Raw genomic sequence first — 17,925 nt, 5'->3', positions numbered from 1 at the left:
GTCGCCCACTGAATGCAAAGAATGTCATTCAGAGAGCAGATAAGTATTAGCATTGAAAAAAATACTGTTAGAATCCACGCCATCTTAACCGCGAAGGCCTTCTTATACCAAACTTGTTTGGTTCAGGTGGGTTTTTGCACAAATCATTTGACATTTTAGAGCAAATAGGGGATATTCCTCGCCCTTAAAATGTTACCTAACGAAAAGTTTTTGGGAGTTAGACCCTTGGCAAATAGTAAATCTGCTAAGAAGCGCGCTATCCAAGCTGAGAAACGTCGCCAGCACAATGCTAGCCGTCGTTCTATGATGCGCACTTACATGAAGAAAACTGTTGCTGCTATCCAAGCAGGCGACAAAGAAACTGCAACTGCTGCTTTTGCTGTAGTTACACCAATCCTAGACCGCATGGCGACTAAAGGCCTTATTCACAAGAATAAAGCAGCTCGTCATAAGTCTCGCTTCGCTGCAGCTATCAAAGCACTATAATTCTGGCTTGAATTATCAGCGATGAAAAAAACCGGCTTTTGCCGGTTTTTTTATTTTCTGATTTAACTCATTTTCTAAATCAGCTACTCACAGTACAGATTGTGAAGCAACTCAATCATCTTTTTCACTTCATCACTACTTAGAGTATAAAATACTGTTTGTGCAGATTTACGCGTGTTGACCAATCCATCTCGTCTCAACCATGCTAAATGCTGCGAAAGTGCTGATTGGCTTAATTCTAGTTTTCCGCATAACTCACCTACCGACAACTCTTGGTTGTGCAGCAAGCAAAGAATTTGTAAACGCCTTTCATTCGCCATCGCTTTGAGTAGAACAACCGCCTGAGCGGAATTCTTTTCCATTTCTTGTAGATTCATGAATAAGTCCCCTAGGAACAACTTCTAAAACGCTCTTAAGTCGGCATAATAAACTAATTCAAAATACCCTTTCTATTGAAGCAATAGCTTTGATGACGACGTTTACTTACCCAATAACATAATAGCTATGCTCATGGGTTCATTATCTTGTCGCCTGCCTTTACTTCAATTAGCTTGGCTATCGTTATGCGGCATATTAGCGGGGTAAAGTGTTTTGGTAATATCAGTTAATTTTATTTCTGCGACGCATCTGAATTCTTATTGATTCATAACTTGCGCCTTTATTGCTGCTCGAATTAATTAGCCCTGTGTAATAATTGTTCTTTTTATCAAATTGTGTGAAGTTAATCCAACTGTAAATAATGACAAAAGTCTCATTCGAACAATTTTGTGAAATCTGCGTCACATATATTTTTGACCGCCGGATGCTGAATCATCCGTTCAGCAAAGATAACGTAATACTCTTCCTTCACTTCTTCGATAGGTGCGATCAACTGCAGGGAAAAATCATCAACCACTTCGGTTACATAAAGCAGTGGCGCCAAGAAAATCGCTTCTGGGTGGTATCGAGCAAATGCTTTCATTAACGCAGAATCATCAAACTCGCCAAGAATGTTCGGTTGAATACCTTGGTGATCGAACCATTGACGGACTTTTCGCCCCATTGATGTACGACTTCCCGGCATCAGCAACTTACGTTCTTCTAAAACCGCAGGGAATGAAACTTTGCCAAGATGATTTCGAGCAAAGAATCCCATGTTACTTTCCCCCAGTTTTTTACTAAACAAACCTGGGCTTTGGCTTGAATCAACAGGACAATCAGAAAGAATCATATCCAGTTTATGTTGGGACAACTGCTCAAGGAGAAGTTCGTGAGTAGATTCAAAACAACGTAAATGAATACTGTTGTCTTCTGGAATGGTGGTCATCAGAATCTTACTCACCAACCTTTTAGACAGCGCATCCGCGACGCCAACATCAAAAAGAACATTGGAACGCTGACTGTAGTTAACGATATCAAGCATTTCATAACTTAAGCCAAACATTCGGTCTGCATACTTAAACACCAACTGCCCAAGCTCAGTAGGTTCAATACTTCTGCCATTACGTTTGGTCAGTTTGCCGTCCATACGCTCTTCAAAAGCTTTGATTTGACCTGTTACCGTTTGAGGAGTGAGGAACAAAGCATCTGCCGCTTTAGTAACAGAACCTTGCTTGCATACCATCCAAAAGTAATAAAGGTGGTTATAGTTTAAATGAGACATATTGCCGAAACTCAGTAGCCAAATAATCGCTAAGGTTAAACCAAACACCCACCATCAATCAATTAACTCGAAAAAACCGAATAAAATAAAGATTAACTATATTTTTTCCTACATCAGTTATTTTCTTTGTGACTCTTGCGTCATGTTTAGCTCATAGATGAGCAAAAAAATGGCATTTTACCTACTGCTAATCAAATCCAAAATACATAAAAATACTCTTAGTATTCATACAGATAAAAACACATCAAAAAGCTCACATGCTCCAAATTGAATCTAATTAACAAAAATATCTATTTATTACAAAACTGTCATATTACTGAAATATTCGGGTTCTACTATCGCCGACAGATTCAACAACAGACCAAATGTAGTTAATTAAGGTCAATGGAGAAAACAATGATAAACCAAGCAGCTTCAACAGCGGCTCCGATTTCGTCAACGACTCGTACGCTTCGCTGGACAAACTTGGCTTTCATGATTTATTTGCTATTACTTGCCGTAACAATGGTAGGCGATGGCTTTAAATGGGCGGCAGCTGAACAAGCAAAAGTGCTTTTTGAGTTTGCTTCACACCCAGTTGCAGGATTAATGATTGGCTTAGTGGCAACAGCCCTGATCCAATCTTCAAGTACAGTCACATCAATCATCGTAGGTCTGGTTGCCGGTGGTTTACCTATCGAAACCGCGATTCCTATGGTAATGGGCGCAAATATTGGTACAACAGTGACCAATACAATTGTTAGCCTTGGTCATATCCGTAATAAAGAAGAGTTCAAACGCGCATTTGCAAGTGCAACTATTCACGACTTTTTCAACTTGCTCGCCGTGTTGATCTTCCTTCCTCTAGAGATCATGTTTGGTCTACTTGAGAAAATTTCACACTGGCTAGTATCACCGTTCCTTGCAGGAGGTGATATGAGCATGAAAGGTCTGAACTTTATTAAACCAATCACTAGCCCTGTAGTAGGCGCTTTGAAGCACCAATTGGCTATTCTTGGTGATATGTTTGGCGGTATTGCATTAGTGGTTCTTGGTATTGCTACCATCTTTGTTGCGATTACCGTGATTGGCAAACTGATGAAGAGCCTAATGGTTGGCCGTGCTCGTGAAATTCTGCAACACGCTATTGGTCGCGGTCCGCTACACGGCATCGCATCAGGTACCGTTGTGACTGTATTGGTTCAGTCTTCTTCAACAACAACCAGCTTGATGGTTCCGCTGGTAGGTTCTGGTGTACTAAAAGTTCGCGAAGTGTACCCATTTACCCTTGGTGCTAACATCGGTACCTGTATTACAGCTCTGCTGGCTGCAACAGCGGTTTCAGGTGAGTTTGCAGTATTCGCACTACAGATTGCTCTGGTACACCTATCGTTCAACGTACTTGCGACAATCTTGATTTACGGTGTTCCGTTCTTACGCGAAATTCCGTTGAAAGGCGCCGATTACATTTCAGACATGGCGGTGAAAAGTAAGTCTGTGGTTGCAGGATACTTACTCTCAGTATTCATCGTTATCCCAAGCGTAATTCTTGCTTTGTCTTAAATCGAATCACTTCAAGAAGCTCTCCTACAAGGGGAGCTTTTTTTATATCTGGTTTTTATATCAGAAGTAAAACCAGAATCTTTGCTTATTGTTAAAAGTGGCAATTACAAATAATTGCGTTATCATTTGTTTAAAGTTTCTTATTTTCAAATCTAACAGTAAAACTTACTGATTATAGATTTGAAAATAGCAAAAGTTGCTTCGTATAACCCCACTGATACGGTGTGGGGGTCTCTACCAGAATCCGTAAAATTCTGATTACGAAGAGTTAAGCGAATAGGTTATCGCTTTCTCTTTGTATGGGCCCCATTTACCTCACATACCTATAAGGTAATAAAGGTAAAACACCACTCAAGATGAAAAGCGATTAATCACATGAGGATTAAGAGCATATATGAAACGATTTATCCAACAACTGCCAAAAGTTGAACTTCATTTACATATTGAAGGTTCTCTAGAACCTGAGTTGATGTTTGAACTGGCGAAACGCAACAACATCGACATTCCCTTCTCTTCTCCAGAAGAAGTTCATGCGGCTTATCAGTTTTCAAACCTACAGTCTTTTCTCGACATCTATTATCAGGGCGCTAACGTTCTGATTCACGAACAGGATTTCTTCGATATTACTTGGGCTTATATGCTTCGTTGCAAGCAAGACAACGTTATCCATACTGAGATTTTCTTTGACCCACAAACTCATACCGATCGTGGAATCGCGTTTGAAACCGTGATCAATGGTATTAGCAAAGCGCTTGATAAAGCGCAGCAAGAGTTAGGGATTTCTAGCCAGATCATTATGTGTTTCTTACGCCATCTGAGCGAACCAGATGCGATGGAAACCTTACGTCAGGCATTGCCATTTAAAGATAAAATCATTGGCGTAGGTTTAGACTCTTCAGAGCAAGGTCATCCGCCAGAGAAGTTTGAGAATGTGTTCCGTGAAGCGAGAAACGCGGGTTTTATTACGGTCGCTCATGCTGGTGAAGAAGGTCCGGCAATGAATATCCGTAACGCTATCGACCTTTTGGGTGTACAACGTGTCGACCACGGTGTGCGTTGTGTTGAAGATGCGGCGTTAGTGGAAGAACTTAAACAAACTCGTATGCCATTGACGGTATGCCCTCTTTCAAACTTGAAACTGAAAGTTTTTCAGCAGATGGAACAGCACAACATTGTACAACTGCTGCGTCAAGGGCTCTGTGTCACCATCAATTCTGACGACCCAGCGTATTTCGGCGGTTACATGACAGATAACTTCAACGCGGTTGCGGATGCTCACCCAATGTCTTACCAAGAGTTAGCGCAATTTACCTTAAATGCGATTGAAGCGAGCTTTATTTCTGACCTGGAAAAAGCGCGTATGACCGAACAAACTAAAGCTTACTTAGCTCAATACCTATAGTCACAAAAACAATCTGCCTCTCTGATCCCCAAAGAATCAAGAGAGGCAGAATACTAAATAAATTAAGACGCTTTAGGGGTAATAACCACACAGGCTGTATGTTTCTGCTTACCAAAACCTAAAATCTGGCACAGCGCCTTTTTGCCCAGTGGTACAAACGCTGAGGCAATAGCGTGTTCCTCGCCTTCAGCATGCGGATCATGGAAGAAGAAAAATTTCTCACTCATACCACTTAATACAATCCAGTGGGGTTCCTTCTTACCATCAAAGCGATACGTACTGATAAGCAGCAGTACACATGCACCTTGTCTTACCCACTCTTCCAACTGCTCTTGGCTTGGCGGTGCGTCAATGGTCGTCACATCTTGTGTTTCTAATTGCTGACAAAAATCCTGATGAACCAACTCGATCACCGCTTTCTTATTCGCATCACGCACACTATCAATGAACGGGGTACTCTTAGACTGACTCCATAACTCAACATGGAAACCGCGACGCGTCGCAGCGAGTGCTAAGCCTTGTCCGCTACAACCACCATGCCCAGCAGCCATGAAAATGGTCGTCGCTTCACGCCACAGTTGCATCTCCTGAATTCGTGTCGGTTCAAAGGTTTTATCCAAATAAGAAAAACTCATTAGCAAACAGGCTGCACCGCAAGTAAACGGCGTGGTTTGAACATACAACGGCATAGGTAACTGCACTTTCGGACCGTGCGGTGTAAGACGTTTCTGTAAGCGGCGGCCGTTGCACAAATCATCGTAATAATGAATCAGGACTTTCAGTGTTTTATAGCCCATTTTTTCATATAAATTTATTGCTGCCGTATTGTCTTCGCGAACTTCTAGCCTTAATGTAGTAGAGCCTTGATCAAGAGCTGCACGCTCACATTGCTCAACCAAATTCTGAGCAATTCTCCGTCCTCTGAAATCAGGTTTAACGGCAATTGAATACAACCTTGATAGCTGTGTACCTTGATGAAATAGTAGCAATGCATATCCAGCCAATTCCTCACCAGAATCTGCCACAAAAATGACAGCTTGGTTGGAGTGTAAAAAACGCTTCATTTGACGAGGAGAAATTTTATCTCCTTCAAATAGCTGTTGTTCTAACGCATTAAGCGCAGAGAGATCAGCACTTTTCGCAAGACGAAAGTCCATACGATGTCCTTATGGTTGTAGGGCTGTTGGCCGTTCAAGATTGCAACTCAATAATACACCCAAAGCAACTAAGCATGCAGCTAGGTAATGAACAATAAAATTCGAACGATTGTCTACACTTAATCGTATCGAACCGTTGGGAGTGATGAGCAGTAAAGCTGTTTACTGTGATGCGGGAATCTAATTTTAGCGTATATAGACTCTAGCAATAGGAATCAAAATAATATGGCAAACCTTTTAATCGTGACAGACCAAGCAAGCGACTGGCAACAATACTTCCCTTCCGAACAAGTTGTCAGCGTCGCCCAATACCTTGATGCAGACTGGAAAAACAACTTCCGTAGCGTTCAAGTGGTCAATTTGTGTCGTGATTATGATTATATGAGCAACGGCTACTACTGCTCATTGATGGCAGAGGCTCGTGGGCACCGCGTTATTCCGCGCGTCATGGCAATTAACGACATCAACCAGCCATTTCTGCTCTCTTCCGGTTTATTGAAACTCAATAAACTGTGCAAAAACACCGATTCTATTCACTGTAAAATCTACTTCGGACGCACGCCAGAGCCGGGGTTGGATAAGCTTGCTCGTCGCCTGTTCGAGCAGTTCATGGTGCCTGTTATTGAACTGAAAATGCACAAGTACCAAGGTCAATGGCAGATTAACCGAATTGCACCATACCCATTCCAAGATTTGGAAGATCAAGAGCAAGACTTCTTCATCGAGTCTCTGGAAATGTTCTCAACAAAAGTATGGCGTAAACCGAAGCAAGAGAAAAAATACCGCTACGATGTGGCAATGCTGGTTGATTCTGAAGAGAAAATGCCTCCTTCAGATGCTTCAGCACTGAAACGCTTTGTTCGTGCAGCAAACCGCTTAGGTATGAACTTGGAAACCATTTCACCTGACGACTTATCTCGCTTAGGTGAGTTTGATGGCCTATTCATCCGCGCTACGACCAACATCAGCAACTACACCTATCGTTTTGCCAAAACCGCAGAAAAGATGGGCTTAGTGGTCATGGACGATTCCGAGTCGATCATGAAATGTACCAATAAGGTGTTTTTAACCGAGCTATTGCAACGCAACAACGTGCCAGCGCCAAAAGGCGTGATTGTGAAAAGCTTTGATGAAGGCTGGAAGGAGAAGTTACTTTCTCAGCTCGAATTACCAATGGTATTGAAGATTCCAGATGGAGCTTTCTCTCGTGGCGTTGTAAAAGTGCGTACTGAAGAAGAGCTAGAAAAAGAAGCTTCCGCTCTGTTTGAAAAGAGCGCGTTGATTTTAGCTCAAGCCTTTATGCCTACTGATTTTGACTGGCGTATTGGTGTGATGAACCGACAACCAATCTTCGCCTGTAAATATATGATGAGTCGCGGCCACTGGCAGATTTATCAACACCACAATAGCGGCCGAGTTTCGTCTGGTGGTTTTGAAACACTAGACTTAAAACAAGTACCGAAAAATGTCGTGGATGTAGCGGTTAAAGCGGCCAACCTTATCGGTAGCGGCTTGTATGGTGTTGACCTAAAAGAGATTGACGGCCAAGTCTATGTGATCGAAGTGAACGACAACCCAAGTATTGACCATCATGTTGAAGATGCTTTCTTGGGCGACTTACTTTACGACCGAGTGATGACTGAGTTCCTGCGCCGCATTCAAATGCGTGGCTTCTAATCGCAATCACCCGTAGCCCAAGATCATCTTGGGCTACTTTTTATAAAAAACATAAGCTTTACCAAAGCCATTTTCAGCTCTAGTTTGAAAACAGAGGCTTTCAAAAAGCACGATTTGTAAGAGACAAACGCTTCAAAAGGATCACTATGGATTTTTTAATCGATCACTGGCAGTTTTCAGGGCAGCAAGCAACTCAACCAACGGGTAAATCAACCTCGCTCCAAGCTCATGATTGGTATCATTGCCAACGAGATATACCGGGGGTTCGTGAATGGCTTCTAGAGAATGCTATCCCCGCATCGATTGTCGACAGCTTGTTAGCTGAAGATACGCGCCCGTTGTTTGAGCAATATGACGAACAGAGTTTTCTGTTGATACTAAGAGGCGTCAATCTCAACGACAATGCCGATCCGGCAGATATGCTCAGTGTTCGCATTCTGTATTATCAAGGTGTGCTGATTTCCACGCGTAAGATTCCATCCAAAACCATCAATGCTATCCGTGAATCTCTAAAGCAAGGTCTAGGACCAAAAACGCTTGCGGATCTTGTGCTGAACATTATTGATGGGCTCAACAAAAACATCGATAACTACCTTAATTCTGTTGAAGACAGAATTGAAGCGTTTGACAGTGAGCTAGAGCTAAGTGAAGACATGATGGACACTCATAAAGCCCTGCTCAAAATCAAACGCTTCATCAAGCCTCAGCAGTACGCGATTGATGACTATTTGTCTTCAGATGTACCGTTAGCTAACTTCAAGAATATGCGCTTACGCCATAGCGTGAACACCATTACCCGCATTAATGAAACACTCGACTTTTTCCTCAGTGAGTTAGAAATCATTAAAGGTGAACTGCGCCAATACCACGCAGAAAAGATGAACCAAAACACTTATCTGTTCTCTGTAATTGCAGCTATCTTCTTACCGACCAGCTTTTTAACTGGTCTATTAGGTGTTAACGTAGGAGGCATTCCGGGAACCGAATCCCCTATTGCCTTTGCACTATTCTGCTTCGGGTTAGTAGGAATATTCGCTGTAGAGTTTTGGATACTAAAACGCCTGCAGTTTTTCTCGAAAAATTAATACCAGTAACAGGCAATAAATGAATTCTGCCCTAGGAACATAGGACACTATGTAATTAGGGTGAATGAATGCAGTCAACACAGCTATAGATTCAAATAGCCATTGAAACTCTAACTATTTGGATTTGTAGCAAGACGACAAATGAGTGAAGCCCTATGAGCATAGCTAACTATGTGATTAGGGTGAATGAATGCAGTCAACGCAGTTACAGATTCAAATAGGACGAGTACATGTATATTTTTGGCTACGGAAGCCTAATCAATTCACATTCCCGACAGCTCACTGGACAAACCGGAAGCGCCATTCCAGTTATTGCGCACGGGCTAGTTCGCTCTTGGGGGAAAATTGATGACACTTACACTATCTCTCCGCTAGTCGTGAACACTGGTGAAGGTCAGGTTAACGGTGTGCTGTTGGAAATTGATGACGCGGCACTGGTTGAGTTTGATCGTCGAGAAAGTGGTTACCAACGCGTTGCGCTTCACCCTGACCAAATTGAAACTGATATTGAGTTCGACAGAAACAAAGCGATCTGGGTGTATGTCACCGAGCAACATCTTCATCCTTGCGAGAAAAGTCCGATTGTTCAAAGCTATGTTGATACCGTGATTTGTGGTTGTTTAGAAGTCTCTGAAGCGTTTGCCAAACACTTCGTTCAGCATACTGTTGGATGGCATCATCCACTGCTCAATGACCGCCATAATCCTAAATACGTGAGGCTTGCCGGCGTTTGCCAATCTAAACATTCTTTTATTGATAATCTTGTTGCCAGCGTCCGTTAAATCTCTTTTCTCCTTCTATTTTCGGATAGGAGGAGAGTACGTTTACTAAAAACGTTTACACACTCTATTATCCCTTCTCAAATCTAAGCTTAATCTCTCATATCTGTACATTACTTAACGGATTCGTTGCCATATTTTCACTCACATTGTTAAATAACGTTTCTTATGTAGCGAGGTCTCTCATGGCAACCATAAAAGACGTAGCACGTGAAGCAGGCGTTTCAGTGGCAACGGTTTCACGCGTGATCAATAAATCTCCCAAAGCGAGTAAAGCTTCGATCGAATCAGTAACGAAAGCGATGAAAGATCTTGGCTACCGCCCGAATGCTGCTGCTCGCGCTTTAGTAAGCCAAAGTACAAACACCATTGGTGTGTTAGTGAGTGATGTGTCTGATCCTTTCTTTGGTACGTTAGTCAAAGCGGTTGATAATGTTGCTCATCAAGCGGGCAAACACTTACTGATCGGTAATGGTTACCATGAAGCAGAAGAAGAGCGCCAAGCTATCGATCTGCTGATAAACAGTCGCTGTGATGCATTGGTTATCCACTCAAAAGCGCTTTCTGATGAAGAACTGATTGCTTATGCTCACGAGATCAAAGCATTGGTACTGATCAACCGCCATATACCAGAGCTCGCAGATCGTTGTATCTCTCTAGATAACTACAAAGGCGCTTACTTAGCGACAGAATTTCTGATCCGACACGGGCATGAAAAGATCGCTTGTATCAGTTCTTCTCATCACATTGAAGATGCAGATCAGCGCATTGAAGGCTATAAAGACGCACTCGCTGCACACAACATTTCCCTGCCAGCAAGTTATTTGGAACTCGCCTCTCCGGACAGTGAAGGCGGTGAAGAAGCCATGACCAACTTACTGACTAAGTCTTTAGATATTACCGCTGTTGTTGCTTATAACGACAATATGGCAGCAGGCGCACTTTCGGTACTGGAAGAAAATGGGGTGAAGACACCACAAGATGTTTCGGTTATCGGATTCGATGACGGTTTAATTGCACGCTATGTGCGCCCTCGCCTCACAACGATTCGTTACCCAATTCAAATGATGGCAGAAAAGGCGGCAAAACTTGCGCTGCAACTGGCTAGAGATGAAGAGTTGGAACAAGAGCCAATGTGTTTCTCGCCAACGCTGGTACGTAGAGATTCCGTAGACAAAGCACCGTCTAGCAGCACGGTTCAGTAAGAAAAAAGCCCTCACTTCATAAGAAGTGAGGGCAAAATCGCTTTCCCCCAAGAACTGTAAACCTTATCCCCCCAGCCCTTGGGTTCACTATGCACCCTACGGGTTAGCTCGCCAAAACGTTGAACTTATACACAGTGGTAAAAGCGTATTCTTCGCCGGGAAGAGTCATACAACTCTCCTGAGGCCAATCTGCTTGATTCGGTGAATCAGGCAAAAACTGAGTTTCAAGAGCAAGACCTTGATACTGTTTGTATATCCCACCAGTTCTGTTTGGTGTTCCTTCTAAGAAGTTACCGCCATAAAACTGGATAGCCGGTTTGTCGGTAAACACATCCATCGACAGAGAACCGTCAGGCGCTTCAACGGTTGCGACCGTTTGCCCCGTTTTACAGCTGTCATCAAGTAAGAAGCTGTGGTCATACCCTTTACAGTTTTTCTGCTGTTCATCAGCCAACAAGTCTTCTCTAACTGTCTTAGCTGTACGGAAATCAAAACTGGTGTTTTCAACACTCGCCAGCTCACCCAAAGGAATACCTTCTGATGTGGTTGGCAGATAGTAGTCAGCATTAACTTGCAGTTTATGGTCGAGAATATCTGCGCCAGATTCTGCACCGAGCAAATTGAAATAGGCATGGTTAGTCAGGTTCAACGGAGTCGCTTTATCTGTCGATGCTTTGTAGCTAATCACGACCTGATTATCGTCTGTTAACTCATACGCCACCGATGCAGTCGCATTGCCCGGAAATCCTTGGTCACCGTCAGCAGAAAAGATTGAGAATTCTACTTTCTGTTTACTTTGAGCCACGATATCCCAGCGACGATGGCTCCAGCCATCTTTACCACCATGTAAACAATGCGCACCTTGATTACCATTTAAATGATAGGTTTCGCCTTGCCATGAGTATTGAGAATTAGCAATTCGGTTTGCATATCGACCAACTGTCACACCTAAGAAACTGCCGTGTTGCTTGAAATCTTCCATAGTACGTAAACCAAGCAACACTTCGCGCATTTCGCCTGTAACAGGAACAATACAACTCAACCAAGTTGCGCCAATGTCCATAAACACCACTTGCATACCACCAGCATTAGTGAGCTCAATCAGCTTAGCTTGTTGGCCATCGTAGGCTGGCGATTGTGTCATTGTTTCAAATAAAGAATTCGTCATCGATAAAGCCCTTATTGAATCAAACCGGCACCAGCTTTTGCCTGACACACATAGAAGGTTGCAGTAAGGCCACTTTGTTTTGGATATAGAGCTTCGACCGCTTTTTCCACATCGTTAACCAATGATGGCGGAACTAAAGCGACAATACAGCCACCAAAGCCGCCGCCTGTCATACGTACGCCGCCTTGTTCACCAATCACATCTTTCACGATGTCTACTAAGGCATCGATTTCTTTTACTGTGATTTCAAAATCGTCACGCATAGACGCATGAGATTGCTCCATTAGTTCACCCATGCGTTTTAAGTCACCAGCACTTAAAGCATCTGCCGCTTGCAGGGTACGTTCATTTTCTGTGATTACGTGGCGAGCGCGTTTAGCAACAACAGGATCGATCTGCTCTACTTTGTCGTTAAACATTTCGATAGAAACATCACGTAGCGCTTTCACACCAAAGATTTGTGCGGCCTCTTCACATTGCTGGCGGCGAGTGTTGTATTCACTGTCGACTAAGCCGCGTTGCTTGTTTGAGTTGATGATGACGACCGCCATATCTTCAGGCATTGAAACCGCTTTGGTTTCTAAACTGCGACAGTCGATAAGAAGCGCAGAATTTGCCTGACCTTCCGCAGAGATAAGCTGATCCATGATGCCGCAGTTACAACCGACAAACTGGTTTTCAGCTTGTTGACCGTTTAAGGCAATTTCAGCTTGGCTAATAGGTAAGCTGTAAAGTTCTTTAAATGTCTGGCCAATAACCACTTCTAATGCAGCAGAAGAACTTAAACCCGCGCCTTGAGGTACATTACCGCTCACTGCGATATCGGCACCGTTAAATGAGTAACCGCGTTCCATCAAGTACTTCACTACACCGCGAATGTAGTTAGCCCACATTTTGTTTTCGACAAAGGTAATTGGCTGAGTTAAATCGAACTCGTCAATCGCATTACCATAATCCACAGCAACTACTTTAACCTTCGAATCAGAACGAGGAGAGGCCGCAACCACAGTTTGGTAGTTAATCGCACAAGGCAAAACGAAACCATCGTTGTAATCAGTATGTTCACCAATCAGATTTACACGGCCAGGAGCCTGAATAAGATGGCTTGCCTTATAACCCAGTACTGCTTCAAATGCAGCTTCAACACTATTAATTAAGCTCATAATTGTTCCACTTATTGTTCTTTGTAATGTACGTCTGATAGCGATCGTAGTCGCTCTGCGGCTTGTTCTGCGGTTAAATCTCGCTGAGTTTCCGCCAACATTTCATAACCAACCATAAATTTGCGAATACTTGCGCTACGCAGCAGTGGTGGGTAGAACAAGGCATGTAATTGCCAATGTTCAACACTCTGACCATCTGTAAAAAACGGTGCGTAATGCCAACCCATTGAATATGGGAATGAGCACTCGAACAGGTTGTCATAACGACTGGTTAATTTTTTAATCGCAATAGCAAGATCATCGCGCATTTCATCACTAAGCTCGCTCATGCGGCGGATGTGGGTTTTCGGCAATAACATGGTTTCAAATGGCCATGCCGCCCAATAAGGCACTAGCGCGACCCAATGTTCTGTTTCAACGACAATTCTGGAACCGTCTTTTAACTCTGCTTGTACATAATCCACCAGCAGGTTTGAATTATTCTCTTTGTAATACGCACGTAAGTTATTGTCTTTACGTTCGATTTCATTAGGTAAAAAGCTATTTGCCCAAATTTGTCCGTGTGGATGCGGTTGAGAACATCCCATGGTTTCGCCTTTATTTTCAAAAGCCTGAACCCAAGGATACTCTTTGCCTAGCTCTTCAATCTGCTCATTCCATGTATCAATCACACCACGTATCGCTTGCGGAGCCAGCTCAGGCAAAGTCTTACTGTGATCAGGTGAAAAACAAATAACACGACTTAAACCGCGAACACCCTGCACCTTGAATAGGGGGTGTGCATTCTCAGGTGCATCAGGAGAATCAGGCATTAGCGCAGCAAAGTCGTTATTAAATACGTAAGTGCCTTTGTAATCTGGATTTTTATCTCCAGAAATACGTTCGTTAGTTGGACACAAAAAGCATTTAGCGTCATAAGAAGGAAGATCCGCAACCGATGGCTTTTCATCTTGCCCACTCCAAGGACGCTTAGCTCGATGAGGAGAAACAAGCACCCACTGCCCAGTTAATGGGTTGTAGCGACGATGCGGATGATCTACAGGGTTAAATTCAGTATTCGACATAACTTTTATTCATCTCTCAAACTAGTAACCTTGCGGGTTAGCAACCTGCCAACGCCAAGTATCTTCTGTCATTTCTTTTACGCTGCGAGTAGCTTTCCAGCCCAGTTCGCGCTCTGCTTTTTCCGTACTCGCCCAACATTCAGCAATATCACCAGCACGACGCGGGCAAACCTCATAAGCTACGTCTTTGCCGCAAGCTTGGCTGAATGCCTCCACCATATCGAGCACACTAGAACCTTTACCGGTGCCTAAATTATAGATATGTAAACCACTCTTCTGGCCAACGTGAGTTAATGCTGCAAGGTGGCCGTCAGCCAAATCCATCACATGAATATAGTCACGAACGCCCGTACCATCGGGTGTTGGGTAATCATTCCCGTACACTGAAAGTTTTTCTCTGCGCCCTACTGCTACCTGTGCGATATACGGCATGAGATTGTTTGGAATACCTTGCGGATCTTCGCCCATCAAGCCTGATGGATGCGCACCAACAGGGTTAAAGTAGCGCAGTAAAGTAATGCTCCAACTCGGATCTGCGTTGAAAAGATCCGATAAGCACTCTTCCACCATGTACTTGCTGCGGCCATAAGGGTTGGTCGTTGCTCCTGTCGGGAAAGACTCGGTAATTGGTACTGAAGCTGGGTCACCATACACAGTGGCAGAAGAGCTAAAGATGATGTTCTTCACTCCCGCTTTACGCATAGAACGCGCAAGAACTAAAGAGCCGTTAACGTTGTTATCATAGTATTCGAGAGGCTTAGCCACCGACTCACCCACGGCTTTCAAGCCAGCAAAGTGAATAACCGCTTTGATATCATGCTCAGCAAAAATGGAATCGAGCAGCGCTTCATCACGAATATCGCCGTGATGAAAAACTGGCGCTACACCAGAAATCATCTTAATTCTGTCCAACACCTTCTTTTTAGCATTACACAGGTTATCAAGAATGATCGGCTCCATCCCAGCGTCAATCATTTGCACGCAAGTATGACTACCTATGTATCCCATACCGCCAGTGACCAATACTTTCACTTCACTTACCTCAAACAACATCTCATTTAATGTGCAAGAGTTTAGCAGGCTATATCGTCAGCATTCTGTGATCACTGCTGCATAGTGGAAACGTTTACACAAATAACACTAAATTGTCATATACAGAAGGGGAGTTTAGATAACAAACATCTATGGCTGGCATAAGGTATTGCTCAAATGCCTTTATCTATAGGCGGTAAACGATTTCACATAAACATTTTGAAGCACATTTACTGGTTGTTTATTGAACAGAAAAAGGCAATCTCAACTAAACTTATTAAGTAGCTATAAGTTGCGTAATTAGGTTGATGAATTGAGTTGTCACCGAGGAAAAATTAGGGGGAGATGCCATGGACACGCACAGCAAAAATAGCGATCACAGCTATTTCGCATCTGCGGGAACTCTGAATAATCAGCTTACTGATATTCATGAGCGTTTGCGCGTGTCTGCTCCAGAAGTCGATCGCATTTCTTTTGCGCTTTACGATGAGGAGAATGATCACCTAAAAACCTATGCTGATAGCACCTTTCATGGCTTTGAACTCTTACACTACGAGTTTCCCTTATCAGAATTGCCAGCGTTAAAAATCTGTTCTGAAACTGGCGATTGTCGTTATTTAAATGATATTCCAAATCAGCTAGATGCCAAATTCCCTCATTCTAAATGGCTTATAGATCAAGGGTATCGCTCATCTCTGGCTGTGCCTGTTTTCCAAAACAAGAAGTTTATCGGTTTTATATTCTTAAATTCTTTTCAAAAAGATTTATTCAACCAGTCCATGACCGAAGCACTCAAACCGTTTTTGGAGATCATTCGTTTTGTTGTGACGTCAGAATATGACTTAGTGCACTCATTGATCGATTCAGCCAGCCTTGTTCATTCACAATCTCAAGAACACTGGCAAGAGTCGTCTGAACACAAAGAAAGAATCTGTCGATATGCCAAAGTCATAGCACTTGAAGTTGCACACATCTACGAATTAGATGATGAAAGCATTGAAAACATTACCCTGTTTTCTAAATGCCATGACATCGGAAAGCTGTCTATTCCGGTGAGTTTGTTAACCAAATCTAGCTCACTGGGACATGATGAACGCGATCAGTTAAAAGATCATGTGGAAAAAGGCGTAGAGATCATCAACAAGATCATTAATGAAATGGGCTCACCTGATCACCCTTGTGTAGCTGTACTAAAAGAGATCGTCGCTTACCACCATGAGTTTTTGGATGGTAGCGGTTACCCCTACGGTTTAACCCAAGAAGACATTCCAATATCTGCCCGCATTATCACCGTTGCCAATGTATTCGATGCGTTAACCAGCCACCGACCATACAAACAAGCTTGGTCGGTTCCCTTCGCGTTACTCGAATTAGAAAAGATGGTTGCCAACGGCAAGCTAGACAGACATTGCGTTAACGGACTCAGGTACCATCAGGAATATTTGAAGAAGGTAATTGAAGCCTATCCTGAGCCAGATCCCAAAGATAGGCTTGACCGTCACTGAGACATCATTTCTGCTTTTTCAGGTGTTTTTGCACGCACTTCGGCCAACGCACGTTCTAGATTTTCATTGGCAATCTTGTAGTAAGAAGTCTTTTTGTCGATGGCTTGCTGCAAATATGGGATCGCTTTTTCTGGTTTGCCCTGAAGCATTAAGAAATAGCCAACATTATTCAACGCTTCTGGAGCATCCATTCGGCGCATAAACACATTTAAAGCTCGCTGGGTTTCGCCTTTGGCTAAATAAATGAGTGCCAAGTTGTTTAACGCCTTCTCGTTATCCGGTTCTTGCTCAAGAGCGGCTAAGGTAAAGCGCGTCGCGTCGGTGTAATTCCCACTCATATAATGGGAATAACCCATATTCATCAGTGCCTTACTCGATTTAGGCTGAATTCTTAAAGCATGCTTGTAAAACGCCTGCGCTACTTCATGTTGCGCTTTGACATCATCGAGTATGCCTAATCCCATGTAGGCGCTAGCCGGAGAAAGGTTGTCGCTGCTTAATGCCTCTATCTCTGACACACTTGCGTCATCGTCCAGTTTTAATCTTGAACTCAAACGCAATTGATCGGCATTAATCGCTCGTAAAAAGTAGCTTCGACCTTCATCAACTTTACCTTGCTTACTATAATTCGAACCCAATTGCTCTAGAACCTGAACGTTATTAGGGTTGTGCTCTAACGCCAGCAGATAAGCTCGCTCTGCAAGTTCATAATTGCCACGAGACTGATGTATGCGGCCAATGGTATACAAGGTTTTGTCGCTATATTGTGAGTCAGGAAACTCTAGAGAACGAATATATTCGTAAAGCGCCAGATCAGAATTGTTTTGCCTTAACGCATAGTCACCACGTTTTATCGCTTCCGTTTCGGTTAGTGGTGCAGCGTCTGTACTAAAAGTTTCAACAGGCCTGCCATCATAAAGTTCACTATCAAACTTAGATTGTTTATCGGAATCGCTTGCACAGCCTGCGATAAGAGCGATCAATAAGAGAGTGGCATAATTATATTTTTTCATCATTC

The 17,925-nt window shown here is 43.2% G+C and carries 16 protein-coding genes and 1 riboswitch; of the genes, 8 read left to right on the top strand and 8 right to left on the bottom strand.

Going from position 1 to position 17,925, the window contains the following annotated elements; all coding sequences use genetic code 11:
* The first annotated feature begins 225 nt into the window (after positions 1–225).
* Positions 226–486, top strand: coding sequence for a 30S ribosomal protein S20 (gene rpsT, locus P4S58_RS02230; protein ID WP_042484294.1), 261 nt, complete (start codon positions 226–228; stop codon positions 484–486).
* 83 nt (positions 487–569) lie between these two features.
* Here the strand turns inward: rpsT and P4S58_RS02225 are convergent, their stop codons facing one another.
* Together P4S58_RS02225 and nhaR are read right to left on the bottom strand one after the other, a co-directional pair.
* Positions 570–863, bottom strand: coding sequence for an ArsR/SmtB family transcription factor (locus P4S58_RS02225; RefSeq protein ID WP_042484297.1), 294 nt, complete (start codon positions 861–863; stop codon positions 570–572).
* 374 nt (positions 864–1,237) lie between these two features.
* Positions 1,238–2,128, bottom strand: a complete 891-nt coding sequence (nhaR, locus tag P4S58_RS02220; protein ID WP_042484300.1) for a transcriptional activator NhaR — start codon at positions 2,126–2,128, stop codon at positions 1,238–1,240.
* Positions 2,129–2,524: 396 nt separating this feature from the next.
* Here nhaR and P4S58_RS02215 point away from each other — a divergent pair, with 396 nt between their 5' ends.
* A complete protein-coding gene (locus tag P4S58_RS02215) occupies positions 2,525–3,670 on the top strand; it encodes a Na/Pi symporter (RefSeq protein ID WP_102954153.1) in 1,146 nt (381 codons plus the stop codon).
* Positions 3,671–3,851: 181 nt separating this feature from the next.
* A riboswitch (purine riboswitch) is annotated at positions 3,852–3,951 on the top strand.
* A gap of 113 nt (positions 3,952–4,064) precedes the next feature.
* On the top strand, positions 4,065–5,072 hold the full coding sequence (locus tag P4S58_RS02210) for an adenosine deaminase (RefSeq protein ID WP_102969191.1): 1,008 nt from the start codon (positions 4,065–4,067) through the stop codon (positions 5,070–5,072).
* Between the two features lie 62 nt (positions 5,073–5,134).
* Here the strand turns inward: P4S58_RS02210 and P4S58_RS02205 are convergent, their stop codons facing one another.
* Positions 5,135–6,229: a GNAT family N-acetyltransferase/peptidase C39 family protein gene (locus tag P4S58_RS02205; RefSeq protein ID WP_042484308.1), complete on the bottom strand. Its 1,095-nt coding sequence runs from the start codon at positions 6,227–6,229 to the stop codon at positions 5,135–5,137.
* Between the two features lie 225 nt (positions 6,230–6,454).
* Between P4S58_RS02205 and P4S58_RS02200 the strand changes: the two genes are divergently transcribed.
* The 4 genes from P4S58_RS02200 (at position 6,455) to P4S58_RS02185 (ending at position 10,975) form a co-directional block, all read left to right on the top strand.
* Positions 6,455–7,906: a RimK family protein gene (locus tag P4S58_RS02200; RefSeq protein WP_102966248.1), complete on the top strand. Its 1,452-nt coding sequence runs from the start codon at positions 6,455–6,457 to the stop codon at positions 7,904–7,906.
* Positions 7,907–8,052: 146 nt separating this feature from the next.
* Positions 8,053–8,991: a zinc transporter ZntB gene (locus P4S58_RS02195; protein WP_102969190.1), complete on the top strand. Its 939-nt coding sequence runs from the start codon at positions 8,053–8,055 to the stop codon at positions 8,989–8,991.
* A gap of 230 nt (positions 8,992–9,221) precedes the next feature.
* A complete protein-coding gene (locus P4S58_RS02190; RefSeq protein WP_102969189.1) occupies positions 9,222–9,773 on the top strand; it encodes a gamma-glutamylcyclotransferase family protein in 552 nt (183 codons plus the stop codon).
* Between the two features lie 182 nt (positions 9,774–9,955).
* Positions 9,956–10,975, top strand: a complete 1,020-nt coding sequence (locus tag P4S58_RS02185; RefSeq protein ID WP_102969188.1) for a substrate-binding domain-containing protein — start codon at positions 9,956–9,958, stop codon at positions 10,973–10,975.
* A 103-nt stretch (positions 10,976–11,078) separates the two neighbouring features.
* Here the strand turns inward: P4S58_RS02185 and galM are convergent, their stop codons facing one another.
* From galM to galE, 4 genes are read right to left on the bottom strand one after another with little or no spacing between them, the layout of a single operon-like run.
* Positions 11,079–12,143, bottom strand: coding sequence for a galactose-1-epimerase (galM, locus tag P4S58_RS02180; RefSeq protein ID WP_102969187.1), 1,065 nt, complete (start codon positions 12,141–12,143; stop codon positions 11,079–11,081).
* An 11-nt stretch (positions 12,144–12,154) separates the two neighbouring features.
* Positions 12,155–13,306, bottom strand: a complete 1,152-nt coding sequence (galK, locus tag P4S58_RS02175; protein WP_373279145.1) for a galactokinase — start codon at positions 13,304–13,306, stop codon at positions 12,155–12,157.
* An 11-nt stretch (positions 13,307–13,317) separates the two neighbouring features.
* Positions 13,318–14,370 (bottom strand): UDP-glucose--hexose-1-phosphate uridylyltransferase, encoded by a 1,053-nt coding sequence (locus P4S58_RS02170; protein ID WP_102969185.1) that lies wholly within the window; start codon positions 14,368–14,370, stop codon positions 13,318–13,320.
* A 21-nt stretch (positions 14,371–14,391) separates the two neighbouring features.
* On the bottom strand, positions 14,392–15,402 hold the full coding sequence (gene galE / locus P4S58_RS02165) for a UDP-glucose 4-epimerase GalE (protein ID WP_102969212.1): 1,011 nt from the start codon (positions 15,400–15,402) through the stop codon (positions 14,392–14,394).
* 350 nt (positions 15,403–15,752) lie between these two features.
* Between galE and P4S58_RS02160 the strand changes: the two genes are divergently transcribed.
* Positions 15,753–16,907 (top strand): HD domain-containing phosphohydrolase, encoded by a 1,155-nt coding sequence (locus P4S58_RS02160; RefSeq protein WP_102969184.1) that lies wholly within the window; start codon positions 15,753–15,755, stop codon positions 16,905–16,907.
* Here P4S58_RS02160 and P4S58_RS02155 read toward each other — a convergent pair.
* Positions 16,901–17,923 carry a tetratricopeptide repeat protein gene (locus tag P4S58_RS02155; RefSeq protein ID WP_373279144.1) on the bottom strand — a complete coding sequence of 341 codons (1,023 nt, stop codon included), beginning with the start codon at positions 17,921–17,923 and terminating at the stop codon, positions 16,901–16,903. The genes P4S58_RS02160 and P4S58_RS02155 overlap by 7 nt on opposite strands.
* Positions 17,924–17,925: the final 2 nt, after the last annotated feature.

The sequence above is a fragment of the Vibrio sp. Hal054 genome, assembly GCF_037162405.1.
Taxonomy (GTDB): domain Bacteria; phylum Pseudomonadota; class Gammaproteobacteria; order Enterobacterales; family Vibrionaceae; genus Vibrio; species Vibrio diazotrophicus.
Note: the sequence above shows the minus strand (reverse complement) of the source record. Positions and strands in the feature narration are given on the sequence as shown.